This is a genomic window from Janthinobacterium sp. NFX145 (assembly GCF_049810325.1).
GTDB lineage: Bacteria > Pseudomonadota > Gammaproteobacteria > Burkholderiales > Burkholderiaceae_D > Janthinobacterium > Janthinobacterium rivuli.
Genome location: NZ_CP187360.1, coordinates 1,333,103 through 1,358,105 on the forward strand (window position 1 = coordinate 1,333,103; position 25,003 = coordinate 1,358,105).

Genomic DNA, 25,003 nt, shown 5'->3' on the forward strand with positions numbered 1-25,003 from the left:
ATCAGCGCGCGGGCGGCAGCGGCGCCGTCGCAGGCAGTGCGGGGCGCAAGGGGTTCGGCGGCGCGGGCGGCGGTGGCCGGTCGCGCGTGGCAAAGCCGCGCGGCAGCAGACGCGCCGTTTCTATGCCGCGCAGGAACATGTTCTGGAACGGCGTGGCCAGGTAGGGCAGGACCATGCTGATCACCAGCAAGCCCACGCCCAGGGTGACGGGAAAACCGATACCGAAAATGTTCAGCTGCGGCGCGGCCCGCGTCAGGATGCCCAGCGCCACGTTGGTCAGCAGCAGGGCGGCGATGATGGGCAGCGAAATTTGCAGGCCAGAACGGAAGATTTCTCCGCCCCAGGCCGCCAATTGCTGGAAACCGCCGCCGCTGATGGGACTCGATGAAATGGGCAGGCTGACAAAGCTTTCCGCCAGCGCCGCCAGCAAGACCAGGTGGCCGTTGACGGTCAAAAACATCAGGGTGGCCAGCATGACGAGGAACTGGCTGATGGCGGAAGAGCGGCCCTTGGTTTGCGGGTCGAAGAACGAGGCGAAGCCCAGGCCCATGGTGAGACTGCTGATCTCGCCGGCCATTTCGATGGCGGAAAACACGATGCGGATGGAAAAGCCCATGGCCAGGCCCACCAGCATCTCCTGCGTGAGGATCAACAAGCCGGGCAAGGACATCGGGTTGACGGCAGGCAAGGCCGGCACCGTGGGGGCGATGATCATGGCCAGCAGCGCGCCCAGGGTCACCTTGACGGTGGCCGGCACGGATGCGTTGCCGAACAGGGGAGCGGCCGCGATCAGGCCGAGGATGCGGCTAAGCGGCCACAGCAATGCTGCGATCCACGTGTTCAGTTCGATGCTGGACAGGGTCAGCATGGCAACGTTTGCTGCACTAGCCCACCAGGTTCGGGATGCCGGTAAACACCTGGCGCATGTAGTCGAGCATGACGGACAGCATCCACGGGCCGGCCACGACGAGGGCGACGAAAATGCCGACCAGCTTCGGGATGAAGGACAGGGTTGCCTCGTTGATCTGCGTGGCCGCCTGGAAAATACTCACGATCAAGCCGATGATGAGGGCGACGAGCAGCATGGGTGCGGCCACCATCAGCGTGATTTCCATCGCATGGCGGCCCAGGGTCATGACGCTTTCGGGTGTCATCGTACTTCCCCTAGTAGAAACTCTGTGACAGCGAGCCCAGCAGTAACTGCCAGCCATCGACCAGCACGAACAGCATCAGCTTGAACGGCAGCGAGATCGTCGCCGGCGACATCATCATCATACCCATCGACATCAGCACGCTGGCGACCACCATGTCGATGATCAAAAACGGGATGAAGATGGCAAAGCCGATCTGGAACGCCGTCTTCAGTTCGCTGGTGACGAAGGCGGGCACGAGGATGCGCAGCGGCACGTCTTCCGGACCCTGCAGGGCTGGCGAGCGCGACATCTTGGCGAACAGGGCCAGGTCGGCCTGGCGCGTCTGCTTGAGCATGAAGGTTTTCAGAGGATCGACGCCCTTGTCCATCGCCTGCTGCATGGTGATCTTGTTTTCCTGATAGGGCTGGTAGGCATCCGTATAAATCTTGTCGAACACGGGGCCCATGACGAACAGGGTCAGGAACAGGGCCAGGCCCACCAGCACCTGGTTCGGCGGCGCCGATTGCGTGCCGATGGCCTGACGCAGCAGGGACAGCACGATGATGATGCGCGTAAAGCAGGTCATCATCAACAGGGCCGCCGGCAGGAAGGTGAGCGACGTCATCAGGATGAGCGTCTGCACCGGCAACGAGTAATTCTGTCCCCCGCCTGGGGCCGGCGTGCTGTTGAAGGCCGGGATGCCCGGCTGGGCCATGGCCCACAGCGGCAAGGCCAGGGCGGCCGCCGCCAGCAGCCAGGTCAAAGGAGTCTTCAAGGTGGACCACGCCATCTGCTGCTTATTTCCCATTGCGTTTTTCGATGGTCTGTTTCAGCCACTCAGAAAAATTGGCGGCCGCGGGGCCGTTTTGCGCCGTGGCCAGTTGCGGCAGATCGCCTTCCTGGCGCGGCATGGTGGCCAGCGCGTTGATCCGGCCGGGCGAGGCGCCGACGACGATCCACTGGTCGGCCACTTCGACGAGGACGATGCGTTCGCGTCCGCCCAGGTTGAGCGAGCTGACGACGCGCATCTTGTTGTTGCCGCCCATCACCTTGGGGCCATAGCGTTTCATGAACCAGGCCAGGCCGATCAAGAGGGCCAGCACGAACACGAGCGCGAAGATGGTTTGCAGCAGGCTGCCGGCCGAGCTGGTCGGCGCCATCGTCATCGGTGCGCCGGGCGGCATGGCGGGCAGGGCGGCGGCAGGTGCGGATACCGCCGCCGTTGCGGCGGCTGGTGGCGTCTCGCTGGCCAGCGCGACGGAAGCGCTGGCGGCGCTGGCCGCCGCTGGTGCGGACGCGGCTGGCGCTTCAGCCAGGGCAATGCTGCATGCCGCCATCAGCGGCAGCATGGTGGAAATCAACAGGCCAGGCTTCATTTATTCAATTTTCGGATGCGTTCGGAAGGCGTGATGATGTCGGTCAGGCGGATGCCGAACTTGTCATTCACCACCACCACTTCGCCCTGGGCGATCAGGCAGCCGTTCACCAGCACGTCCATCGGTTCGCCGGCCAGGCCGTCGAGCTCGACCACGGAACCCTGCGCCAGTTGCAGCAGGTTCTTGATGGCGATCTTGGTGCGGCCCAGTTCGACCGTCAGCTGCACCGGGATATCGAGGATGAAATCGATATCGTTGTGCGTTTCCGACTTCGACGCTTGCTTGGAAAAGTCCTTGAACACGGCGGCGCTGGCCGCGCTGGCCGTATTGGCGGCCTGGTTCTGCAGCGCTTCGGCTTCCGCCTTGGCCTGCTCGGCAATGGCCGCGCCCCAATCGTCTTCCGCGCTTTGGTCGTCTTGGTTGTCAGACATGTGTTTCTCCTGTTGTACAGATACGGACCGCAACGCGGCCCGGGTATTTATTTAGTGGTTATTCATGTTATCGGCATTGGCCAACAACTTTTCAACCTTTAAGGCATATTGTCCGTTCAACACGCCGTACGTGCAATCCATCACGGGCACGCCGTCGACGGTGGCGGCGATCAGTTCGGGAATATTCAGCGGGATGATGTCGCCCACCTTCATGTTCAGGATTTCGTCGAACGACACGCGCGCCGTGCCCAGCGAGGCCACCAGCTCGACTTCGGCGATCTGGATCTGCTGCGTCATCAGGCGGATCCAGCGCTTGTCCACTTCCAGCGCCTCGCCCTGCAGGCTCGAGGTCAGCGAATCGCGGATCGGCTCGATCATCGAATACGGCATGCAGAAGTGGATTTGTCCGGAAACGGAGCCCAATTCCACCGTAAACGTGGACGCCACCACCACCTCGTTCGGCGTGGCGATGTTGGCGAACTGCGTGTTCATTTCTGAACGGATATATTCGAACTCGACGGGGAAGACCGGCTCCCACGACTTGGTGTAGGCTTCAAAGACGATATCGAGGATGCGCAGGATGATGCGCTGCTCCGTCTGCGTAAAGTCGCGCCCTTCGACGCGCGTATGGAAGCGTCCGTCGCCGCCGAACAGGTTGTCGACCAGCAGGAACACGAGGCCCGGATCGAAGACCATCAGGGCCGTGCCGCGCAGCGGCTTCATGTGCACCAGGTTCAGGTTGGTCGGCACCACCAGGTTACGGATGAACTCGCTGTATTTCGACACGCGCACGGAACCGACCGACACTTCGGCGCTGCGGCGCAGGAAGTTGAACAGGCCCACGCGCAGCAGCCGGGCGAAACGCTCGTTGATAATTTCCAACGTTGGCATCCGGCCGCGCACGATGCGCTCCTGGGTTGCCAGGTTGTAGGTACGAACTCCCGTGACATCTTCCGGCGCCTGCGCGTCGTCCTGGTCTCCGTTGACGCCCTTGAGTAGGGCGTCGACTTCTTCCTGGGAGAGGAAATTATCGGCCATGGCTGCTTATTGAATGATGAATGCGGTAAATAATACGTCCGTCACGTCCTGCTCCGGCCCTTTGTCCTCGAACGGCTGGTTCACCTGATTGATGATTTCGGCCGCCAGTTGCTGCTTGCCTTCCACGGTATTGAGTTCGGACGCCTTCTTGCCGGACAGCAGCAGCAACAAGCGGCTGCGCACTTTCGGCATGTTGATCTTGATCAAGTCCATTTCTTCCGGGCTGCTGGCCTGCAAGGTAAACGCGATTTGCAGGTATTGCTCGCCATTTTCCGGCTGCAAATTGACGGTGAAGGCATCGATGGGCACGAAGACGGGCGGACCTGCCTTGGAAGCGGCATGTTTTTTCTTGCTCGGTGCCGATTCTTCTTTATCGGCCTTGCCATGCAGGAAGTACCAGGCGGCACCGCCACCGATACCGCCAGCCACCAGCACCGAGGCCAGCACGATGATCAGAAGCTTCTTTTTCGAGGCCCCGGCGGGAGCCAGGCCTGCATCTGCTTTCGGATCTGCTTTCATTTTTGGATTTGCTTTCAATGGTACTCGAGTGCATGGAAGTGGATCACGACGCCATTATGTCATTATCGGCAAATTCTGCGCAGAAGGATGCAGTGAAAAGAGGGCGGAAGCGCCCTCAACTCGCTGTTTTTAGACGAAAAGTTACGCCGTGGGGCGCGCCAGTGGCTTGCGGACGACGAATTGACCTCAGGCAAAGGTATCCACGGCACTCAGGCTGGGCCGGCTGCGTCCGGCTGTCGCCGGCGCGATGGCGATCTCGCCACCCGCCACGCCGCCACCCTGGCCATTGCCACGGCGTTCGCCCGAGGCGGCGCGCTCGCCATTGTTTTGTTGTTCCGGCGTACCTGCCGAGACGGTGGCGCTGCCAAAGGCGATGCCCGCTTCGCTCATCATTTCGCGCAGGCGCGGCATGGCCGCTTCCAGCGCCTGGCGCACTTCCGGCTGGGCCGACATGAAGGCGGCATCGGCCTGGTCATTGGTAACCGTCAGTACCACTTGCACGGGACCCAGGTCGGGCGGATTCAGGGTCAGGGTGGCGCTCTGGTCGCCGCCAGCGGCCATCCACACGACTTTCTGCCCCAGTTGCTGGTCCCAGGCCGGCGTGCCGACCCGGCCCGTCAGCTTGTCTGCCGGCACGGCCACGGCGGCCGCGGCCTGCTGCAGCGCGCCCGGCTGCAACTGGGCCGCCAGGCGGCTCAGGTCGGCAGGAGTTTCCTTGAGGACCGGTTCGGCCACGGCAGCGCCCGCCTTGGCGGTGGCTGCCAATTGCGCGTCGATGGCCAGCTTGCCCGGTTCGGCCTTGCCGGTCGGCACGCTGGCGCCCGGTGTGGCGGCAGCCTTGCCCTGGGCCTGGCCCAGGCTGTCGGCAAAGTCGCCGCTGTCCGCTTGCGCGATGACGGTGGCGGCAGCCTTGCCGCTGCCCAGGCCGGCTGCTAGCAATGGCCCTGTCGCCGGGTTCTTGCCTTCTGCCTTGACGCTGGCGCGCGCCGGCAGTTCCGGCACGGCCTTGGCGGCGGCTGCCGGTGGCTGGATGGCCAGCTGGATGCTGCCTACCAGGGCCAGCATTTCGGCGGCCGGATCGGCTGGCGGCGTGACTGTCGCGGCGGGGGCGGCGGGCACGCTGGCTTCGGCCGGGGCGCTGTCGGCGGTGGCTGATGTCGCTGCCTCGCTCGATTGCGCGGGCGGCTGGTCGCTGCTGGCCGCCTGTTCGGTGCCTGCTTGCGCCGCTTTCGCTTCGTTCGCTGGCGCCTGGGCGGGTGCCTGCGTGGCGGCGGGGCTGGCGGGACGAGCTGCCGGCGCCGGCGCAGGCGTTTGTATTTGCGCTTGCGCCATATTGCGGCTGGCCTGGCGTTGCTCGATCTGGCGGTTCAGGGTGCGCTGGAAGTCGCCCGCCGTGCCGCTGGTGGACGGCTGGCTGCGGTTGGCGGCGCCCGGCGTGGCGTTCGGCGAGATAATCTGGGAAATCGGTGTTGGCTGGGTTTGCATGATGCTGCCTCAGTGTTGCTTAGCGTTTGTAATAGGCTTGTCGCGCCGCGTGCTCATCCATTGCTTTCTGGTCGCGCTTGTTTTCCAGCTTCAGCGCCTGTTCCTGCGCCCGGTTGTTCAGGGTGGTGTAGGACATGCGCTTGCGTTCGGCCAGCTGCCAGCGCATCTTTTCATTGTCGCTGCGCGCCTGCGCATGCTCGACCACTTGCTGCTGGCCCAGGATGGCGCTGTCGAGCTTGACCATGAAGGCCTGGAAGTTGCGGTAAGCCATGGGCGTAATACCGCTGCTCATGCTTGCCTCGAAGCGCTTGGCATAGTCGTCGCGGTAGCCGGACAGCATGTCGAGTTTCTGGCGGCAATCGTCGAGCGCTTTCAGGGCCGCGCCCAGGCGCTTGGCGCAGTCATCCGTTTCGCGCTGGGCAAGGTCGATCAGGGTTGCAAGTTGGGAAGGAGAGGCCATGGCTGATTATATTCCCGCTATGCAAGCCCTAATCAGTCGAATAGAGCGGTAAGTTGCCCCAAGCTCTCGTCCATGCTGACCCGCTCCGTGATTTGCTGTTGTAAAAACGCCTCGATCTTTTCATGCAGGGCAATGGCCTGGTCCAGCACGGGGTCGGTGCCGGCGCTGTAGGCGCCCACGCTGATCAGGTCGCGGCTGCGTTCATAGCGCGAATACAGCTGTTTCAGCTTGCGCGCCTGCTGCTGGTGTTCGTGCGTGGTGATCGAGTGGGCGGCGCGCGAAATCGATTGCTCGATGTCGATGGCCGGATAGTGTCCCGCTTCGGCCAGGCGGCGGTTCAGCACGATGTGGCCGTCGAGAATCGCGCGCGCCGAGTCGGCGATCGGATCCTGCTGGTCGTCGCCCTCGGTCAGCACGGTGTAGAAGGCCGTGATCGAGCCGCCGCCTTCCTCGCCATTGCCGGCCCGCTCCACCAGCACGGGCAGCTTGGCGAAGACGGACGGCGGATAGCCCTTGGTGGCCGGTGGCTCGCCGATGGCCAGGGCGATTTCGCGCTGCGCCATGGCGTAGCGGGTCAGCGAATCCATGATCAGCAGCACGTTTTGCCCCTGGTCGCGGAAGTGTTCGGCAATCGCCGTCGCATACGCGGCCCCTTGCAGGCGCATCAGCGGCGGCGTGTCGGCCGGCGCGGCCACGACGACGGAACGGGCCAGGCCTTCGGGGCCGAGAATCTGCTCGATGAATTCTTTTACTTCGCGTCCCCGTTCGCCGATCAGGCCGACGACGATCACGTCCGCTTCCGTGTAGCGGGCCATCATGCCCAGCAGCACGCTTTTACCGACGCCGGAACCGGCGAACAGGCCCATGCGCTGGCCACGGCCCACGGTCAGCATGGCGTTGATCGAGCGCACGCCCACGTCGAGCGTGTCGACGATGGGGGCGCGGCCCAGCGGATTGGCGGGGCGCACGTTGATGGGGGCGCTGTCGGTCGTGTGCAGCGGACCGAGCTGGTCGAGCGGGCGGCCCGCGCCGTCGAGCACGCGGCCCAGCAGTTGCGGCCCCACGGGCAGGTGGCGCGCGCGGTCGCTGGGGCGGCGGCGCGGGTGCGCCACGCTGCCGGGGCGCGGTATCGCCGGTTCGACGGAAAACACGCGGGTGCCGGGCACGATGCCCTCGACGTCGCTTTGCGGCATCAAAAACAGGCGCTCGCCTTCAAAACCGACCACTTCCGCCTCGACCCGGCCGCCATTGGGCAGCGGCACGGTGCAGGCGGCGCCGACGGCCAGGCGCAAGCCCACCGCTTCCATCACCAGGCCGGCCACGCGCGTGACGCGGCCTGAAATCTGCATCGGTTCCACAAAGCCGACCACGGCCGTACAGTCGCTCAGGTAGGCGCGCCAGCGCGCCGCATGGGCAGTCGGTCCTTTGACGGGCTCGCTCACGGCGCCAGCCAGTCCAGGTCTTTGCCCAGCGCGTGCGTCAGGCGGTGCCAGCGGGTGGATGTCTGCGCGTCGATCTGGTTGCTGGCCGTGTCGATCTTGCAACCGCCGCGTTCCACGCTGGGGTCTTCGATGACGCGCCAGCCACCCTTGTCGAGCTCATCACCGATGCCGTCGCGCACCACTTGCGCGTCTTCCGGGTTGAGCATCAGCAAGGCCGGTTGTTGTAGCACGGGCAAGTATTCGATGGCTTCGCGCACCATCGGCAGCATCAATTCGGGGCGCACGGGCAAGGCCGTCTTGAGCATGCCCTTGGCCAGTTGCAGGGCCAGTTCCATGACGTCGTTGGCGATCAGCTCGTCGGCCTGCTGCACGGCCGTGCCGAAGTCGACGGCGATGGTTTGCAGGTGCGCCAGTTCCACGGCGGACGCCGCTTTGCCTTGCGCATACGACTCGGCATGGCCGTCGGCATGCCCGGCCGCGTGGCCTTCCGCATAGCCGGCCGCGCGGCCTTCGTCGAAGGCCGTGGCGCGCGCTTCCTCGCGGATGGCGTCGAGCTCTTCCTGCGTCGGATATTCGAGCGGCGGGGCCGGCTCTTCCTCTTGCAGCTCGGCAAATGGATCGAATTCCGGTTCGGGATCCGGTTCCAGCAGCTTGCGCGCCGCCACCACGCTGGGACGCTCGTCGCCAAACGAGGTCATTTCCCAGCGCTGGTAGGCGGTTTGCTGCTCTTTGGGAATCAAGTTAGACAAACGAATCCTCGCCTTTTCCGCCTAGGACAATCTGCCCCTCGTCCGCCAGGCGGCGCACGATCTGCAGGATCTGTTTCTGCTGCGATTCCACTTCCGACAGGCGCACGGGGCCTTTCGATTCCAGGTCTTCGCGCATCATCTCGCCGGCGCGCTGCGACATGTTCTTGAAGATCTTGTCGCGCAGCTCCTGCGAGGCGCCTTTCAGGGCGATGATCAGCATTTCCGACTGTACTTCGCGCAGCAGCAGCTGGATGCCGCGGTCGTCGATATCGATCACGTTGTCGAACACGAACATTTCGTCCATGATCTTTTGCGCCATGTCATTGTCGTAGTTCTTGATATTGTCCATGACCGAGCCTTCTTGCTCGCCGCTCATGAAGTTCAGGATCTCGGCCGCCGCGCGCACGCCGCCCAGCGACGATTTCTTGATGTTTTCGTTACCCGACAGCAGTTTCGTCAGCACGTCGTTGAGTTCGCGCAAGGCGGCCGGCTGCACGCCGTCCAGGGTGGCGATGCGCAAGACGACGTCGTTGCGCAGGCGGTCCGTGAAGTGGCCGAGGATTTCGCAGGCCTGGTCGCGCTCCAGATGGACGAGGATGGTGGCGATGATCTGCGGGTGTTCGTTGCGGATCAGCTCGGAAACGGATTGCGAATCCATCCACTTCAGCGATTCGATGCCGGACGCATCCTTGCCGCCCAGGATGCGCGACAGCAGCACGGACGCCTTGTCGTCGCCCAGCGCCTTGGTGAGCACTTGGCGGATGTATTCGTCCGAATCGAGGCCGACGGTGGAATTGAGTTCCGTCTGCGCGCGGAAGTCGCCGAGCACCTCGACCACCTGCTCGTGCGCGATGCCCTTCATGGTGGCCATGGCGGCGCCCAGTTTCAGCACTTCGCGCGGCCCGAGGAATTTCATGACCTCGGCCGCTTCGCTCTCGCCCAGTGCCAGCATCAGGATCGATGCTTTTTGCAGTCCCGTTGTCTCAGTCATTATTGCCTATCCATGCTTTGATTACGTTGGCCACCACGCGCGGGTCTTCCTGCGCCAGTTTCCTGGCCATCGCCAGGTTTTCGCGATAACCGCGCGCCGTATCTTCTTCCAGCTCTTCCAGCTCCGCTTCGCTGAGCAGGACTTCGTTTTCTTCGTCCGTCTTGGCCAGTTCCGGTTCGATGACGGGCGGCGGGGCGCCGAAATCGTCGATCTTGCGCATCACGGGGCGCAGCATCGGGCGCACGATCTTGATGAAGATATACAGCAGGATCAGGGCCGTGATGAGGAATTTCGCCAGTTCCTTGGCCAGCGGCAAGTTGGCCGGGTCGCGCCACCACTCCAGCTTGCCTTCCGGCGCGCGGTCGATGCCGTCGAAGGGCGAGTTGGCCACGCTGAAGCTGTCGCCGCGCTCCTTGTTGTAGCCCATCGCTTCCTTGACCAGATTATTGATCTGGACCATTTCGGCAGGGGAAATCGGCTTGACCGTGACCTTGCCATCCTTGTCGAAGCTGCGGCGATAGTTGACGACGACGGCGACCGACAGGCGGCGCAAGCCGCCCATGGATTTCTGCTCGTAGCGCACGGTCTTGTCGACTTCATAATTCGTCGTCGATTCCTTCTGTGTCGGTGCCGTCGGCGCGCCGCCCGGTGCGCCAGGCGCTTCGGCCGTCAACGGCGCCGTCGCCACGCCTGGCGGCTGGTTCGACAGCGCGCCTGGCACGCCGGATGGGTTGGCATTGCCGGCGCCCGTCGATTCGCTCGTTTGCTGGCTGCGGATGGTGGACGCTTCCGGCGGCGAATTGGGCTTGTAGGTCTCGGCCGCCTGCTCGCTTTGCGAAAAATCGACATCGGCCGTCGCTTCGGCGCGCACATTGCCTTCGCCTACGATGGGCAGCAGGATCGATTCGACCTGCTTGATCACGCTTTGCTGCAATTGCTGCACGTACTTTAATTGGTTCGGGTCCAGGCTCTTGATGCCGTTGGCGCGGTCCTTGTCCTTTTCCTGGTTCGACAGCAGGGTGCCGGCCTGGTCGACCACGGTGACATTGATCGGCAGCAACTCCGGCACGCTGGACGCCACCAGGTGCACGATGGCGCTCACCTGCAACTGGTCGAGGCCGCGGCCAGGATGCAGGTTCAGCAGCACGGACGCCGTCGGTTTTTGCTGTTCGCGCACGAAGACGGACGGTTTGGGCAGCGCCAGGTGGACACGCGCCGTGTCGACGGCGGACACCGATTCGATCGATTTGGCCAGTTCGCCTTCGAGGGCGCGCTGGAAATTGACCTGCTCCAAAAATTGCGACACGCCCAGCTTCTGGTTTTCCATCAGCTCGAAGCCCACGTTGCCACCCTTGGGCAAGCCTTGTGCGGCCAGTTTCAGGCGCGCGTCGTGGACTTGTTCGGATGGCACGAGAATGGCGCCGCCGCCTTCGGAAAACTTGTGCTTGATGCCCAGCTGGTCCAGCGAGGCGGTGATGGCGCCGCCATCGCGGTCCGTGTAGTTCGAGAACAGGACTTTGTATTCGGGCGGCTGGTTCCACATGTACAGGGCCACGCCGATGGCGACCAGTGCCGCCACGCCCAGGCCGCGCAGGAAATTCTTGCCCATCGGCGTCTTGGCGAAGGCTTGCACGGACTCCACGGGCGAGCGGGCAGGCGCCGGTTCCGGGGGTATGCGGTTCACATCGATTTCTTCGGCTACAGCCATGATTGCCTTCCAGGGCGCGTATGTTTGGTAATGAGCGGGGGCCGCTTCCTCGGGAGGAGGGGCGATATGCAGAATTATCCGCCACTGTCACGCGCTTCAATCGTCCAAATAGAAGGCGCTTTTGCCGCCTGCTCGGCCGAGCGGCTGGCGTTGACGCTGGTATTGTGGAACCCTGGCAACATGTGACGGAAGTTATTGTACCCGTCGTTGCCTTGCAATCCAGGGTTTTGTTCTCTGGGTGCAACAGGCATGGAACAGATATGAAGCAGACCAGAATCGGGAGGCAGGGTGAAAACAGGCGGTATCGATAGCAGCAGGATCGAGGCGATGATCGCGCAACTGAAGTCGGCGGCCACGCGGCCGGAGGCGAAAATACCGGCGATCCAGACCGAGATGCCGGCGGCAAAGGTGAATTTTGCCGATGCCTTCAAGAGCGCGCTCGACTCCGTGAGCGGCGCGCAAAAGGCCTCGTCGGCACTGGGCCAGCGCTTTACCATGGGCGACGAAAAGGTCAGCCTGTCGGACGTGATGGTATCGATGCAAAAGTCGAGCATCGAATTCCAGGCGACGGTGCAGGTGCGCAATAAGTTAGTCTCGGCATATCATGAGATCATGAATATGCAGGTTTGATACAGACAAGTGTATTGCTACGTCACGAACGCCTTACAAACCGTAGCGAGCGGAAGCCAGTTGTGGCCGAGAAGCGGAACTGTACTCTAGTACAGTGAGCATCGCAGGCCGCAAATGGCGACGCGCAGTAGGTTTGTAAGGTGTTAACCTAACCCAGCCATGCGGGCGTTGCGCTCGCGTTCAAGACGCGTGATATAGCGCTGCACGTGCGCCAGCATGCTGCGCGGCAGGTCGACGAACTGGCAGCCGAGGCGGCGGTTCAGCTTGTTGTTCAGCAAGGTCATGTCCAGCGAATTGCGAATTTGCAGAGTCGCGGTGACGATGCCGACGTCGGGCAAGTCGATGCGGCAGCCGGGATAGTCCCTGCCGATGGTTTCGCCCAGCATCAGTTTATTGTCGAGGATGGCGATGCCGCCGCAGCTGATGTCGGCCAGCGGGAACAGGGTGTCGGCGCCGCCCAGCGAAGGCGGCAGGGGGATCGAGACGCGCACGGGATTGCTCACCGGTGTCGTCATGCGGTAATACTCGCGCCGCTGCAAGCGGATCAGTGTTTCTGGAATGGCAATTTTCAAGGCGGGTGTGCCGCTGTAATGGCACTCTTCCACCTGGGCGCTGGCAAACAGGATGCGGATCTTGTCAAGCGAGGTTTCAAACGAAATGCCCTTGGCGGCCAGCATGCGCCGGTTCTGGTCGGCGTTCACGGAACGGTCGAGGATGACGCTATCGTGCTCGGCATCGACTTCCAGGATGGAAGTGACGCACACATCGGATTCACCGTGGATCAGCATGCGGATCAGCTGGTTCTTTTCGCTGATGCTGCGCAGCAAGGCGATGATTTCCCGCCGCGATTCCACTTCAAAATCATGCCAGTTTTCGAGGCCGGAATCCATAATATGTGCTTGCATTGATGCCTGTCTATGTATCGGTGAGGTTGACGCTGGTGTCGGGCGGCGGCGGGATCGGCCCGCCATTCGCAGATTCAATATGATATAACCAGGCCAGCAGTTCCGCAATCGCCCGATACAGGCCGGGCGGAATCTGGCGGTCCAGGTCGACATCCATCAGCAGCGCCACCAATTCCTTCGATTCATGTACGAAGACGCCGTGCTCGCGCGCCGTGCTGATGATCTGGTCCGCGATCAGGCCGCTGCCCTTGGCCACCACCTTGGGCGCCGGCGTGCCGCTCTGGTAGGCCAGGGCGACGGCCGTCTGCGGCACCTTGCGCTTGGTGTCGTCAAGCATCATCTTCTCCAGCGGCCGCCTCGGGCTTGCCTGCGATCGTCAACGACGACAAGGGCCAGCCGGCCGCGTCCAGCGACGCTTCCAGCGCCGCCGCATGCTGGCGCAAGGTGCCGGCGCTGCCTTCGCTGCCCGCCTGCAGCTGGATGGCCACTCGGCCGCCCTGCAAGACCACGTGCGCGGCCAGGTCGCCCAGCAGGGGAAACTGGAAGCGCACGTTGCTGCGCCAGGCCGTCGCTTCCTCGTCGGCCTCCGTGCCAGCGTGCTGCTGGCCTTCCGGCGCATCGCGGCTGATATCCCACTGCATCTTCTGGCCGGGCCACGCTTCGCCCTGCCACTGCACCCGCGCCTGCTCGTGCGTATGCAGCTGTAAATTGATCAGTTGCGCCGAAGCCAGGTCGGTCCCCGTTCTGGCGATGTCTCCCTGGGCCGCCTTCTGCATTTGCGGCTCCAGCTGCAGCGACGCGAGCGGCCGCTTGCCTTCGGACCATTCGGCCACATGCGATTCATAGAACAGGCCGCTGCTGCCGACGGCATCGCGCAGATTCTGCGCTACCTGGGCCGGGGCGGCGCCCGGTGTGGCCATCAGCGGCGTCTTGCCGACCAGCGACATGGGCGCGCCGGGCACGCTTTCCGCCTGGCTGAGTACGCTGCTGATGGCGCGCGCTGTGGAGCTCAGCTCGGGCGCGGGCGTGTCGCTTGCCAGGGCGGGCAGCAGATTGGCCGGTGTCAGGGGCGCGCGGCTGAGCAGGGTGGCGGCCGTGCTGCTGGCGCGCGTGCCCGCCTGGGCGGCGCCGGCCTGGGGGCCGCGCGCGTCAAGGGCGTCGGGTTCGGCGTCCGCGTCCGCATACGTGAGCAGGGCGCTGGCGGGCTGGTCGCGGCTATTGCCGATTTGAAAAGAGGGGCGGGGATTGATGCCGATCAAGGTCAGCGGGATTTCCGTGCCTGGCTGGGCGCCAGCGGGCAGCTGCATGCGGGCCGGCGTGCCGGCTACGCGCACGAGGAAGCTGCCGTCGCCCATGCGGGCCAGCACTTGTCCCTGCATGGATTTGCCGATCAGTCCCTGCAGCGAGCGCTGGAACTCGGCCTGGCGCGGATCGGCGACGGCGTCGGCCGCCCGCGTGGGCTTGACCGGGGTCAGGGGCGTCATGCCGATCGCATCCATCTTCGGCAACATGATAGCGGACCTTGCCCCGTGGGCGCTTACGCGCCGTAGGCGTTGGCCAGGCGCCGCTCAGTGCCGGTGCTGCTGATCAGCTTGGACAATTGCGCCATCCACGGCATGGTCAGGTCGCGGATCTTGCGGTCGTCTTCCAGGATCTGCTTGATCAGGGCGACTTTGCGCTGGCGGCCGGCGCTTTCCAGCACGACTTTTTCTTCATTCGCCTTCAGCGCGGCCACATGCGCACTGATGCGCTGCTCCAGCGCTTCCAGCGCATCCCAGTCGGCGTTGGTGGCGGCGGTGACCATCTGGCCCGTCAGGGTCTGCATGGCTTCGTAGGTGGTCAGGACTTCTTGATTGGTCATCATGGGTCAGGCGCTCGCAAGGCTGGGCATACGTTTCAGGTCGGCGCCAGGCATGGCGGCGGGGGTGGCGCCGATGGCGTTCCAGGTTTCGCGCAAGTCGGTGAGCAGGCGCTGCACTTCCTCCAGCATGGCCAGATCGTTGCGGATGTTGGCCGCCAGCAGGCGCGCACTCATGTATTCATACAGGGCGTCGAGGCCTTCGGCGATCTGGCCGCCCGCTTCCTTGTCCAGGCTGGCGCGCAAGCCATTGTCGATGATCTGGATGGCTTTCGAGATGGACTTGCCTTTTTCCGGCACATTGCCCGATTTCATGTGCATCTGCGCGCTGAGCACGGCCACCAGGGCGCCGTCGTACAGCATCACGATCAGCTTGTGCGGCGAGGCCGAAACGATGCCCGTTTCCAGACCGACCTTGGCATAGGCGTTGACGCCGCGTTGTTGGGTTCCAAACATTTAATTCTCCTGATGATTGGGCTTAACGGTTGGCGGCGATGGCTGCCAGCTGCTGGGTCAAATAGCTTTGCGTGGACGTCAATCTGCTCAGCGTCACGTCGAGGCGCGAATACTGGGCGCGGTAGCGCGTTTCGATGTCGTTCAGTTTGTCACTGAACTTGTCGCGCTGCGTCGCGATGCTCTTGATGGTTTCGTTGAGGCCCTTGGAACGGTTGGTGATCATGCCGTCGGTGCCGAGGAAGGACGTGGCCAGGTTATTCAGCTGGTAGGCATAGCCTTGCGAGAAACTGACGGTGCCGCGCGAACCGGTGGTGCCGCCCGTGACTTCAATCTTCAGGCCATCGGCCGGGGAGCCGGCGGCGCCCGTCAGGGTCTGGCCCGAGCCGATCACCGGTTGTCCGCCCAGGGTGCCAGCCACGTCCGCACCCTTGACGGGGGCGGATGCGCCGAACAGATCGGTTGGCGCCGTGCCGGTGCCGCTGCTGATGGCGATATTCGAGACGGAACCATAGCGGCTCGACGCCAGTACCAGTTTGCCCGTACCGTCGATGGAAGCCGATACGGTGGCGCCGTTGTCGGAAAAGGCCTTCACGCCGTTGACCGATGACTGGATGATGGACGCCATCTGGGCCGGCGTGTACGTCCCGGCAGGAATGACGACCTGGGCCGTATTCTTGGCAGCGCTGGGCTCGGTGTCGTTCAGCGTGATGCTCCACGTGGTGTCGCTGCCTATCGTAGTGGTGGCCGGCAGCACGGCGGCCGAGGTGATCGAGCCCTGGCTGGCCATCGTGGTGATCGTCAGTTCATAGCTGCCGGGCTTGGTTGCGGCGGTCGAGCTGGTAAAGGCGACGTTGCTGTCGGTGGCCTTGCCGAGCGCGGAAAACAGGCCGGCGATGTCGGTGAAGTTGGCGCTGATGGCCTTGTCGAGCTTGCTGGAATCCAGGGTCAGGCTGCCATCTTTCTGAAAGGAAATGCCGACCTGGCTCAAGGTGCTCAAACTGCTGTTCAAGCCGGTAATCGGTGCGCCCAGCTGTTTGCGCAACTGGCTCTGGATCGATTGCGCGGTCGAGTCGCCCAGCAGGACGCCGCCCTTCTTGGTTTCCGGATCATAGGCCGTCATCTTGGCCATCGCCGTGTTCAGGTCGTTATACGCCTTGACGAAGGCATTGATGCTGGTCTTGACGGTGGAAGTATCTTTCTGCACCGACAAGCTGGTGCTGCCGACCTTGGCAATGCCCAGGGTCACGCCTTCGATGGCCGTATCGACGCTGTTCGACGCGCTGGTGATGGCGATGCCGTTGACGCTGAAATTCGTGTTTTGCGCGGCGCTGTTCTGTTTCAGGTTTTGCGTGCCGCTCGCATCGTAGGACAGCAAGTCATTCAGGGCGCTGTCCGGCGGCAGGCCGTCGCTGCCGCTCAGCGAGATTTTCATCGATGAGTTGGCGCCCGTCTTCGACGAGCTCAGGACCAGATGGAACGGCTTGTCCGTGCCGTCCGAAACGATACTGGCCGTCACGCCCAGGCCCGCGTTATTGATGGCGTCGCGGATGCCTTGCAGGGTGTTATTGGTGGCGTCGATCACCACCGTGCCCGTCGCCTGCGTGCCGTCCTGGGTAAAATTGGTGTTCATGTAGGCGCCACCGGAGCCTGCCGTCAGTCCGGCGGCGGTCGGATTGCTGCCGGCGATGGTGATCGGGCTGGCATTGCTCGAGGCCAGGTTGATGGTGCTGGTCAGCGTCACGTTCGAGCCGTCATTGACCGCGTTCGAGGCGTGGCCGATGCCGCCCTTGACCGAACCCGTCACCACTTCTTCGATGTTCAGGTTGGAACCGTCGGCGCGCGTAAATTTCAGGGTGCCATCGGCGGCCTTGCCGGTGACGGTGATGTTGGCCGCGGCCAGCGCATTCGAGACGGCATTCGGACCTTCGAGCGTCGTGTCGAGCGAGGCGGCCGTGATGCCGCCGTTGGCGGCCACGCCGTTGCCCTGGGTAACGATCTCGACGCCGCCCACCGACAGCGAATAGGTGCCATCCGCGCCCGTTTCGACGCTGCCGAAGCCGGCGAACATGGTGGCGCTGCTCGATGTCGGCTGCGCCGTGGCGGTCACGCCCGTGGTGCTGCTCTTGGCGTTGATGGCGTCGGCCAGGGCGCGCGCGCTCTTGGTGCTGGCATCGGTGGGGATGGCGGTGCCGTTGAGGATCAGCGAGCCGTTGCTGATGCCGGTTTGCGCCGTGGTGGCGCCCAGGGCGGTGCCGTTCAAACCGAAGGTGCCGCCGGTGAGCGAGCCCAACTGGAAGGAAATCGTTGTCTTGCTGCCCAGCCCGATGGTCGACAGCTTGTTGGCCATGCCGCCCGACATCAGGGTCTGCGACTGGGCCAGTTGCGTGACATTGATGTTGTAGTTGCCAGCCACGGCCTTGGCGCCGGCACTGGCGGACAGCACCAGTGGATCGGCGGGCGTGGCGCTGACGGCGCGGAAGTTATTGGTATTGGACAGGGCCGACAGCGAATTCTGGAAAGTGCTGACGGCGCCACTGAGCGTGCCCATCGCGCTGAGCTTGGCCTGGTAGGAGGCCGTTTTCTTGTCAAAAGTACCCAGCGGTGCGGCTTCGGCCGTCATCAGCTTGTCGATGATGGCATTCACATCCAGGCCGCTGGCGCCGGCGCCGATGCCGATGGATGAAAGTGTAGGTGTGATGGCCACTGAATACTCCTAGGAAAACGCTAATATAAGCTGTTATCGGCAGAATCAATCAGGACTTGAGAGGGGGATTTACCGCGCTGTTTTCAGCGGGAGCGAAAAAGCGGGAAAGGGGCAGGGGAGTGTTGCGTTAATTGCAATAAAATCGGGGCCGGATAGCCAGGCTACCGAACCCCGTGGTCATGCCGATGCGTATTGCCATGATGTCGCATGTCCGTGTGCCATGCCATCGCTATGCGCTTTGACTGATCAGCGAACCTTTGGCCGAATCGAAGGTTTTGGACAATTCCAGGGCTTCCCGGGTAGGAATCTGGCGCAGTACTTCCTTGGTTTCCTGGTCGATGATTTTGACCACCGTGCGCTGGCTGTCTTCGTCGATGGAAAATTCCAGGCCTTGCGTCTTCATTTGCGAGGACTGGTTCAATTCCGAGACGGCTTTGTCCAGCTGCTCGCGGCTGGGCTCCTTGCTGGCTTGCTGTGGTGCAACCGTGTCGTTTTCCGAGGCCATGCGTGGCGTTGCCGGGCGTGCCGGCGACGCGTCCGTCGTGCCGTAACTCTTGTCTATCCTGGCCGCGGAGGCGGCCGCTATCGTGTCGATAGTCATGGTGCTCTCCTAGTGAAAATTCCCCGGCCGAAAAAATCCGGCAGGGGAATCAGAGTCCTAAGCTGTTGCCTGACTAATCGGAGATTAGCCGCGCAGCAGGCTCAGGACGCCGTTTGGCAGCGAGTTCGCTTGCGCCAGCATGGCCGTACCAGCTTGTTGCAGGATCTGGCCGCGGGTCATGTTGGCCGTTTCCGATGCAAAGTCGGTATCGACGATGCGGCTGCGCGATGCGGACAGGTTTTCCGTGGTCGATTGCAGGTTGGAAATCGCCGACGAGAAGCGCGATTGCAAAGCACCGTATTGGGCGCGTTGGCCGTTGACCGTTGCCAGTGCAGCATCGGCAATTTTCAGTGCCAGCTGCGCGCCGTCAAACGTCGTCACGTCCAGGGTCGACACGGAGTTCAGGGTCGAACCCTGTGCCGTTGCTTTACCAATCGCCAGGCCGGTCGTGGTGGTTTCCGTGACCGAGAAGCTGTTTTGCGAATCGAAGGTCACGCGGCCGTTGACCGTGGCGGCATCGGCTGCAGTGATGATCGACTTGGCTGCGGCTTGTACCGTGCCATCGGCCTTGTAGCCATCAACGTCGAACTTGACGTTGGCCGTCGTGCCTTGCGTCAGAGCGATATTTTCGCCCGATGCATTGGTCAGCTTCATGCCCTTGTTGACGCTGTCGTACTGGGCGGTCACGCCGGTCTTTGCCGTTTGGGCATTGATGGCGTTGATGCCTGCGGCATAGTCGGCTGCGGTCGATGCGGTGCCGCTGACGGCGAACGATACGGTGACGCCCTTGGCGTTATCCGAGCCGATGGAGAACGAATACGATTCGGCGCCCAGGTTCAGGTTGACGTCCGTTTGTGCCGTTGCCGTCACGCCCGTTTTCGCCGTTTGGCTGTTGATGTCGGCGGCGACGGATTTGGCCGTGCTGCCTTTGATGGCATCGCCTGCACCTGGTGCCGTTTCGGCGACGGCGGCCGTCGTGTCGACGGTCGTGGTGCCAATGGAGCCGGAAATCGTCAGCTTGCCGACAACTGCATTACCGACGGCATCTTTCTTGACAGCCGATGCATCGTTGGCGATGCGGTTGTTGCCGTAGGTGTTGGTCAGGAAGTTCGCGCCGCTGGCGGAAATCAGCTGATTGGCATCTGCGCCGACCTGGAAGTTGGCCGTACCCATGGTGCCGTCCAGCAGCGCCTGGCCGTTGAACGAGGTGGTTTGGGCGATACGGTTCAATTCCGAACCCAGCTGGCCTACCTCGGTTTGCAGCGCCTGACGGTCACTCGACGAGTTGGTGGCGTTCGACGATTGAACTGCCAGTTCGCGGATACGTTGCAGGATGTCGCCCGAGCTTGCCAACGCGCCTTCAGCCGTTTGAGCCAGCGAGACGCCGTCGTTTGCATTGCGGGTGGCTTGGGTCATGCCGCGGATTTGCGACGTCATACGGTCGGAAATTGCCAGACCAGCGGCGTCATCCTTGGCGCTGTTGATGCGCATGCCGGAGGACAGGCGTTGCAGCGAGGTGCTCAGGGCCGACTGCGAGGTCGACAGATTGCGTTGCGAATTCAGGGACGAGATGTTGGTATTAATTACTGCAGCCATGATAATTCTCCAAACAGGTACTACATTGCGCTATGTGCTAGTCACTTTGGCCTGCCCCGCTGTTCCGGGACAATCAAGCCGCTGTTGTTTAGGGTAACGGTTGCTCTGCGGGAAAATTTATGGCGAAAAGTGCTTTAAATTTTAATTTTTAACCCTTCAGTTTGCCGCCGGCAGCGCGCTAGACGACAGGATTTAAGGAAACTTGAGGGTAAAAATAGTTTTATTTTTATATGTTGCGCAGGCTGGCGGGGCGCCGGAGAGGGAGGAATGTTGTTGTTTTTGTCATGAGAAATGCCGTCCGGCCGGGTGGCGGGACGGCATGCGGCGAAGCGCCAGGGTTCAGTCCGCCACCACCACGCGGTTCTTGCCCGTTTGCTTGGCCTGGTACATGGCGCGGTCGGCGCGCTTGACCAGTTCGGCCTGGTCTTCATTGGGCAGGCGCAGGGCCACGCCGGCGGAAAAGGTGATCAAGACTTTTTCGTTGTCGTGCAGGAAGAAATGCCGGGTCAGTTCGCGCTGCAAGCGCGTCATCGTCGACGAGGCGGCCTCGACCGTCGTTTCCGGCAGCAGGATGAGGAACTCCTCGCCGCCGAAGCGGGCGATGACGTCCATCGAGCGCAGGGTTTCCTTGACGATTTTGACCAGGTGTTTCAGCGCCGCATCGCCGGCCAGGTGGCCGTAGGTGTCGTTCAGGCGCTTGAAATCGTCGAGGTCCAGCATGGCGATGCACAGCGGCGTGCCGCGGCGGTCGGAGCGGGCCGTCTCGCGCTCGAACACGTCGTCCAGGCCACGGCGGTTCAGGCTGCCCGTCAGCTGGTCTTCCCGCACCAGTTCGCTCATATGCTGGAGCTTCGCTTCCAGCGTGTGGATGCGCTGTTCCGCATCCTGCACTTCCTGGCGCGCCAGCACCATCTTGTCGCGCGCGCGCAAGGCTTCGTTCTGCACCATGCGCGTTTCGCGCAGGACTTCGTCGAGAACGCTGTTCAGTTCGCTGATATTTTCCGCCTGGCTGATCTTTTCCGAATAGCCGCCGATCTTTTCATGGAAGTCGCCCGTGCTGGCCGCCACTTGTCCCAGGCGGTCGATAAAGGTCATCATCATGTTCTTGACCGTCAGCTTGACGTCGGACAGGCTGTGCTTGAGCTGGCCCTGCTTGTAGATGACTTCCTTCAGGCTGCGCGTGGCGTCTTCCAGCGCGCGCTGGTCGAGCGGGCCGGCGATCAGGTTTTGCACGGCATCGACCTGGCCGCGCAGCCAGCTGTCGTCGTCGAGCAACTGGCTGACGTTATCGAGCAGCAACTTGAACAGGCGCAGCAGCAATTCCTGCTGCTCGGCCGTGTCGCCGCTTTTCAGTTCGATCTGGTAGCACAGCTGTTTCAGGCGCAGGGCCGCTTCGTTCAGCGCTTCTTCCGTGTGGGCCAGCTTGATGGCCGCGCCCAGCGATTCGGCTTCTTCCACCAGCGCGGGCGTGCCCGTGAGCAAGGTGGCGACGGCAAAACCCAGGGTGCGGCTGAGCAATTCACGCAGGGTGCGCGTCTGTTCGCCGTCCGGCAGGGGCGGCAATTCGATGCCGCCGCCTTTCTTGACCTGTTTTTCCGCCAGCTGCGCCAGGGTGCGGGCATAGCTGTCCCAGTCGCGCGCTTTCAGGGCACGCTGGAAGCGCCGGCCAAAGTCGCCCAGTTCGCCCGCCGATTCGCTCATCTTGGCGGCGAATTGCGTCAGGACGTTTTCCGCGCCGCTCTCCGTCGGTGCGCTGGCGGCCAGCACGGCGCCAGGCGTAGCCGGCGTCTCTGCCGGTTCGCTGATGCCGGCGATTTCATTGTAGATATCGCGGTAGGCGCTTGGCGTGGGGGCGATGCGGCGCGTGGCCAGGCGGCGAAACGCCTCGCGGGCGATATCGGCCGGGTTCATCGCGGCGGTGGCGGTATTCGTGGCGCCAGCGGGAGCGCTTGCTGGGGAAGTTGGCAATTTACTGGACATGTAGGCACAGCCTTTTTAGATATTTCTCATTATCCTCATGATATGCGAGTTGGCAAAGAACTTATTGTGCGAGAAGCAAGGAGAAGTCCTGTCAATTCGCCCGATGCCAGCGTGCATGCCGCTTTGCCGTCAATCCACCAGCTGGTTGCGGATGGCGTAATGCGTCAGTTCGGCGCTGTTCTTGAGTTTCATCTTGACCAGCAAGCGGGCGCGGTATTCGCTGACGGTCTTCACGGACAATTTCAGCTCTTCGGCGATGGCGCCCACGGCCTTGCCGGAGGCGATCATGACCAGGGTCTGGTATTCGCGGTCCGACAGGGTGTCGTGCAAGGCCGTTTCGTGGTCTTCGCCCACCGTGTTGGCCAGTTCCTGCGCCAGCGAGGCGCTGATGTATTTCAAGCCCTGTGCCACCTGGCGGATGGCTGTGACCAGTTCGCGCGGCGCGCTCTGTTTCGTCAGGTAGCCGGCCGCGCCCGCCTTGAGCGAACGGATGGCGTACTGGTCCTCGCGGTGCATGGACAGCATCAGCACGGCCAGTTCCGGCTTTTCCTTCTTGATCTGCTTGAGCACCTCGATGCCGCTGCGGTCGGGCAGGGAGATGTCGAGCAGCAACACCTGGCATTTCGAGCCACGGAACAGCTTGATGGCGTCGTGGCCATTTTCGGCCTCGCCGGCCACGATGATGTCCTTCGTGTCGGCGAGGATTTGCTTCAAGCCCTCGCGCACGATCGCATGATCGTCGGCGATGAATACCCGGATGGTGGCTTTTTCTTTCATGACTGCGTTGTTTCCTATCTAATTCACCCACTAGGCCGTGTCTGGCGACGGCCCGCTGTGCGCGGGCGCACTGGCTGCAGCCGCTATTATCGCCTCTCGCGCCGTGGTCAGCCGGATTTTTATGCTCAGGATGGTACCGCCGCCAGGCCCGTCCATCAGACTCAGGGTGCCGCCCAGCGCGCTGGCCCGTTCGGCCATGCCGCGAATGCCGAACGATTGCGGCTTGGCGCGGTCTGACAGACGCATGCCGACGCCATTGTCGGCGATCGACAGGCTGATATGCTGGCGCTGCCGGGCCAGGCGTACGCTGACCTTGCTTGCCTGCGCATGCTTGGCGATATTCGTCAGCGCCTCCTGGGCGATGCGGAACAGGCTGGTCGCCTGGTCCAGTTCCAGTTCGATATGCTGGCGGTTCGAAATGAACTGGCATTCGATGCCGGCCTGGCGCGCGAATTCCTTGACTTGCCAGTCCAGCGCGGCAACCAGGCCCAGGTCCAGCATGGAGGGGCGCAAGTCCAGCGAAATGCGGTGCACGGCGTCGATGCTGCGGTCGACCAGGGCATCGACATAGTCGGCCTTTTCCTGCAACTGCGGGTCGTCCGGCGGCAGGCGGCGCGCCAGCATGGCCAGCGCCATCTTGATGGCCGTCAGATTGCCGCCCAGGTCATCGTGCAGTTCGCGCGCCAGGCGCGTGCGTTCGTGTTCCTTGACCTTGTCGATGTGCGCGGTCAGCTCGGCCAGGCGCGCGCGCGACTGGCGCACTTCGATCTGTTCGAGCCGGCTTTCCGTGATATTCGTCATGATGCCTTCCCACTGCACCGTGCCGTCGGCCAGCGCGCGCGGCGTGGAGCGCAGGTTGATCCATTTGACGTCCTTCCAGGCATCGATCCAGATGCGGCCTTCCCAGTTCCAGCTCCACAAGGCGCTTTTTGAGGCGTGCATCGATTCCAGATACGAGGCGCGGTCGTCAGCCAGGATCAATTGGTAAAACAGTTCCGGGCGCGCGTGTAGCTGTGCCGGCCCCAAGCCCAGCAGGGCTTGACAGCCATCGCTCAGGTAGGGGAAGGCGGCGCGCCCATCCGCATGCAGGCAGAACTGGTACACGAGGCCCGGCGTATTCGAGACGATGGCGTTGAAGCGCGACTGCACCTGCGCCAGGGCGGCGGCCGTCGCCTGCGGCGTGCGCAAGTCTTCGCCTTCGGCCAGCAACAGGGCGCGGCCGTGGCGGTGGGCGCGCGACAGGTGCAGGCTGAGCGAATACAGGCTGCCATCGCGGCGGCGCTGCTGTACGTGCAGCCGGGCCTGCGCGCCGATGCTGTCGTCCAAGGTGGCCAGCACGGCGGCCAGTTGCTGCGCGTCAAGCTGCGGCGCCAGGGTGAAGGGCGTCATCGCCAGCAATTGCTTGCGTGCATACTGCAAGTTGTCGCAGGCGGCATCGTTGGCGTCGAGCAATTGCAAGCTGGCCGCGTCAAACAGGTAGATTTCCGGCGTCGCCGCGCGCATGGCGGGCGCCAGCCGGGGAGTGTCGTGCATGGCGTTGGCTTTCTTCATCAGCGGCGCGCGCGCCAGAAGGCGGCGAAGCGGCGCAGCACCCTGGCCGGGCGCGAACTGTGGCGCCCGGCGGCGGCGCGCGTACGCAGGCGCTGCCACCAGGCGCGGCGGGCGCGGCCCAGCGCGGCCGACAGGCGGCTGACACGGCGCCATGGGCGCGTGGCGCGCAGACGGGCGATCCAGCGGTCCTTGGTTTCCATGAACAGGCCATGCCAGCGCGCAAACCACGGCAAACTCAATAGGGTGGGGCGCGTCAGGCTGTACAGGCGCGCGACGGCGGCCGCGCCGCCCAGCTTGGCGATCACGATCACGCCGATGCCGGAAAACGCATGGCCGCGCGCGATCGCCAGCAGGGCCAGCAGCTTGACGGGGAACAGCAGCACGGCTGGCAGCACGAAGATGGCCAGCGCCCAGTACGGCGGCAGGCGCTTGATCCACGCTTCGAGCGCATGCAGGGGCGGAAATTGCGCGATCACCTGCATGATGCGCGCGCCGGTCGCCCACAGCCATTCCTCGATCAGCAGGAAGATGGCGGCCAGGTAGACCAGCGGCGCAAACAGCCAGCGCCTGACTCTGTAGAATTTTTTCATCCGTCTCCGTGTGCGGCGCAGGT

27 protein-coding genes are annotated in these 25,003 nt (G+C 63.2%); 1 reads left to right on the forward strand and 26 read right to left on the reverse strand.

What is annotated here, in order from left to right:
* Nucleotide 1: 1 nt before the first annotated feature.
* From fliR to ACPJXG_RS06010, 14 genes are all read right to left on the reverse strand, one after another.
* On the reverse strand, nt 2-868 hold the full coding sequence (gene fliR / locus ACPJXG_RS05945) for a flagellar biosynthetic protein FliR (RefSeq protein ID WP_099402994.1): 867 nt from the start codon (nt 866-868) through the stop codon (nt 2-4).
* A gap of 16 nt (nt 869-884) precedes the next feature.
* The gene (fliQ, locus tag ACPJXG_RS05950) at nt 885-1,154 is read right to left on the reverse strand and encodes a flagellar biosynthesis protein FliQ (RefSeq protein WP_035821365.1); all 270 of its coding nucleotides are present in this window, start codon (nt 1,152-1,154) and stop codon (nt 885-887) included.
* Nucleotides 1,155-1,164: 10 nt separating this feature from the next.
* Nucleotides 1,165-1,923: a flagellar type III secretion system pore protein FliP gene (gene fliP / locus ACPJXG_RS05955; protein WP_370385431.1), complete on the reverse strand. Its 759-nt coding sequence runs from the start codon at nt 1,921-1,923 to the stop codon at nt 1,165-1,167.
* Nucleotides 1,924-1,930: 7 nt separating this feature from the next.
* On the reverse strand, nt 1,931-2,509 hold the full coding sequence (gene fliO / locus ACPJXG_RS05960; protein WP_425253688.1) for a flagellar biosynthetic protein FliO: 579 nt from the start codon (nt 2,507-2,509) through the stop codon (nt 1,931-1,933).
* Nucleotides 2,506-2,940, reverse strand: a complete 435-nt coding sequence (gene fliN / locus ACPJXG_RS05965) for a flagellar motor switch protein FliN (RefSeq protein ID WP_034754038.1) — start codon at nt 2,938-2,940, stop codon at nt 2,506-2,508. The genes fliO and fliN overlap by 4 nt, the downstream gene beginning before the upstream one ends.
* A 51-nt stretch (nt 2,941-2,991) precedes the next feature.
* On the reverse strand, nt 2,992-3,978 hold the full coding sequence (fliM, locus tag ACPJXG_RS05970) for a flagellar motor switch protein FliM (RefSeq protein WP_034754035.1): 987 nt from the start codon (nt 3,976-3,978) through the stop codon (nt 2,992-2,994).
* A gap of 6 nt (nt 3,979-3,984) precedes the next feature.
* Nucleotides 3,985-4,497 carry a flagellar basal body-associated protein FliL gene (gene fliL, locus ACPJXG_RS05975; RefSeq protein WP_035821361.1) on the reverse strand — a complete coding sequence of 171 codons (513 nt, stop codon included), beginning with the start codon at nt 4,495-4,497 and terminating at the stop codon, nt 3,985-3,987.
* A gap of 186 nt (nt 4,498-4,683) precedes the next feature.
* Nucleotides 4,684-5,982 (reverse strand): flagellar hook-length control protein FliK, encoded by a 1,299-nt coding sequence (locus tag ACPJXG_RS05980; protein WP_425253689.1) that lies wholly within the window; start codon nt 5,980-5,982, stop codon nt 4,684-4,686.
* Nucleotides 5,983-6,001: 19 nt separating this feature from the next.
* Nucleotides 6,002-6,442 (reverse strand): flagellar export protein FliJ, encoded by a 441-nt coding sequence (gene fliJ, locus ACPJXG_RS05985; protein ID WP_035821358.1) that lies wholly within the window; start codon nt 6,440-6,442, stop codon nt 6,002-6,004.
* A 32-nt stretch (nt 6,443-6,474) separates the two neighbouring features.
* Nucleotides 6,475-7,791 carry a flagellar protein export ATPase FliI gene (gene fliI, locus ACPJXG_RS05990; protein ID WP_233516143.1) on the reverse strand — a complete coding sequence of 439 codons (1,317 nt, stop codon included), beginning with the start codon at nt 7,789-7,791 and terminating at the stop codon, nt 6,475-6,477.
* 89 nt (nt 7,792-7,880) lie between these two features.
* Complete coding sequence (locus ACPJXG_RS05995; protein WP_051959609.1) at nt 7,881-8,582, reverse strand: flagellar assembly protein FliH; 702 nt, start codon at nt 8,580-8,582, stop codon at nt 7,881-7,883.
* A 43-nt stretch (nt 8,583-8,625) separates the two neighbouring features.
* A complete protein-coding gene (gene fliG, locus ACPJXG_RS06000; protein WP_034754023.1) occupies nt 8,626-9,624 on the reverse strand; it encodes a flagellar motor switch protein FliG in 999 nt (332 codons plus the stop codon).
* Nucleotides 9,617-11,332: a flagellar basal-body MS-ring/collar protein FliF gene (gene fliF, locus ACPJXG_RS06005; protein ID WP_099402998.1), complete on the reverse strand. Its 1,716-nt coding sequence runs from the start codon at nt 11,330-11,332 to the stop codon at nt 9,617-9,619. The genes fliG and fliF overlap by 8 nt, the downstream gene beginning before the upstream one ends.
* Nucleotides 11,333-11,406: 74 nt before the next feature.
* Nucleotides 11,407-11,763, reverse strand: a complete 357-nt coding sequence (locus ACPJXG_RS06010) for a hypothetical protein (RefSeq protein ID WP_425254802.1) — start codon at nt 11,761-11,763, stop codon at nt 11,407-11,409.
* Here ACPJXG_RS06010 and fliE point away from each other — a divergent pair.
* Nucleotides 11,660-11,962: a flagellar hook-basal body complex protein FliE gene (fliE, locus tag ACPJXG_RS06015; protein ID WP_230539976.1), complete on the forward strand. Its 303-nt coding sequence runs from the start codon at nt 11,660-11,662 to the stop codon at nt 11,960-11,962. The genes ACPJXG_RS06010 and fliE overlap by 104 nt on opposite strands.
* A 143-nt stretch (nt 11,963-12,105) precedes the next feature.
* Here fliE and ACPJXG_RS06020 read toward each other — a convergent pair whose 3' ends face one another.
* The 12 genes from ACPJXG_RS06020 to ACPJXG_RS06075 all read right to left on the reverse strand — a co-directional run bounded on the left by ACPJXG_RS06020 (nt 12,106) and on the right by ACPJXG_RS06075 (nt 24,980).
* A complete protein-coding gene (locus tag ACPJXG_RS06020) occupies nt 12,106-12,852 on the reverse strand; it encodes a flagellar brake protein (RefSeq protein WP_099402999.1) in 747 nt (248 codons plus the stop codon).
* A 25-nt stretch (nt 12,853-12,877) separates the two neighbouring features.
* Nucleotides 12,878-13,204 carry an EscU/YscU/HrcU family type III secretion system export apparatus switch protein gene (locus ACPJXG_RS06025; RefSeq protein ID WP_035821344.1) on the reverse strand — a complete coding sequence of 109 codons (327 nt, stop codon included), beginning with the start codon at nt 13,202-13,204 and terminating at the stop codon, nt 12,878-12,880.
* Complete coding sequence (locus tag ACPJXG_RS06030; protein WP_425253690.1) at nt 13,197-14,378, reverse strand: flagellar hook-length control protein FliK; 1,182 nt, start codon at nt 14,376-14,378, stop codon at nt 13,197-13,199. The genes ACPJXG_RS06025 and ACPJXG_RS06030 overlap by 8 nt, the downstream gene beginning before the upstream one ends.
* A 26-nt stretch (nt 14,379-14,404) precedes the next feature.
* Nucleotides 14,405-14,731, reverse strand: a complete 327-nt coding sequence (locus ACPJXG_RS06035; RefSeq protein WP_035821340.1) for a flagellar protein FliT — start codon at nt 14,729-14,731, stop codon at nt 14,405-14,407.
* Nucleotides 14,732-14,734: 3 nt separating this feature from the next.
* Complete coding sequence (gene fliS / locus ACPJXG_RS06040; RefSeq protein ID WP_035821338.1) at nt 14,735-15,181, reverse strand: flagellar export chaperone FliS; 447 nt, start codon at nt 15,179-15,181, stop codon at nt 14,735-14,737.
* A 22-nt stretch (nt 15,182-15,203) separates the two neighbouring features.
* Nucleotides 15,204-17,885, reverse strand: coding sequence for a flagellar filament capping protein FliD (fliD, locus tag ACPJXG_RS06045; protein WP_425253691.1), 2,682 nt, complete (start codon nt 17,883-17,885; stop codon nt 15,204-15,206).
* A 229-nt stretch (nt 17,886-18,114) separates the two neighbouring features.
* A complete protein-coding gene (locus tag ACPJXG_RS06050; protein WP_099403002.1) occupies nt 18,115-18,486 on the reverse strand; it encodes a flagellar protein FlaG in 372 nt (123 codons plus the stop codon).
* Between the two features lie 84 nt (nt 18,487-18,570).
* Nucleotides 18,571-20,082 carry a flagellin gene (locus tag ACPJXG_RS06055; protein WP_425253692.1) on the reverse strand — a complete coding sequence of 504 codons (1,512 nt, stop codon included), beginning with the start codon at nt 20,080-20,082 and terminating at the stop codon, nt 18,571-18,573.
* Nucleotides 20,083-20,421: 339 nt separating this feature from the next.
* The gene (locus ACPJXG_RS06060; protein WP_035821329.1) at nt 20,422-21,993 is read right to left on the reverse strand and encodes a diguanylate cyclase; all 1,572 of its coding nucleotides are present in this window, start codon (nt 21,991-21,993) and stop codon (nt 20,422-20,424) included.
* Between the two features lie 198 nt (nt 21,994-22,191).
* Nucleotides 22,192-22,839: a response regulator gene (locus ACPJXG_RS06065; protein ID WP_034753998.1), complete on the reverse strand. Its 648-nt coding sequence runs from the start codon at nt 22,837-22,839 to the stop codon at nt 22,192-22,194.
* A 30-nt stretch (nt 22,840-22,869) separates the two neighbouring features.
* On the reverse strand, nt 22,870-24,390 hold the full coding sequence (locus ACPJXG_RS06070; protein ID WP_425253693.1) for a histidine kinase: 1,521 nt from the start codon (nt 24,388-24,390) through the stop codon (nt 22,870-22,872).
* The gene (locus ACPJXG_RS06075; protein ID WP_035821327.1) at nt 24,390-24,980 is read right to left on the reverse strand and encodes a membrane protein; all 591 of its coding nucleotides are present in this window, start codon (nt 24,978-24,980) and stop codon (nt 24,390-24,392) included. Before ACPJXG_RS06075 ends, ACPJXG_RS06070 begins: the two co-directional genes overlap by 1 nt.
* Nucleotides 24,981-25,003: the final 23 nt, after the last annotated feature.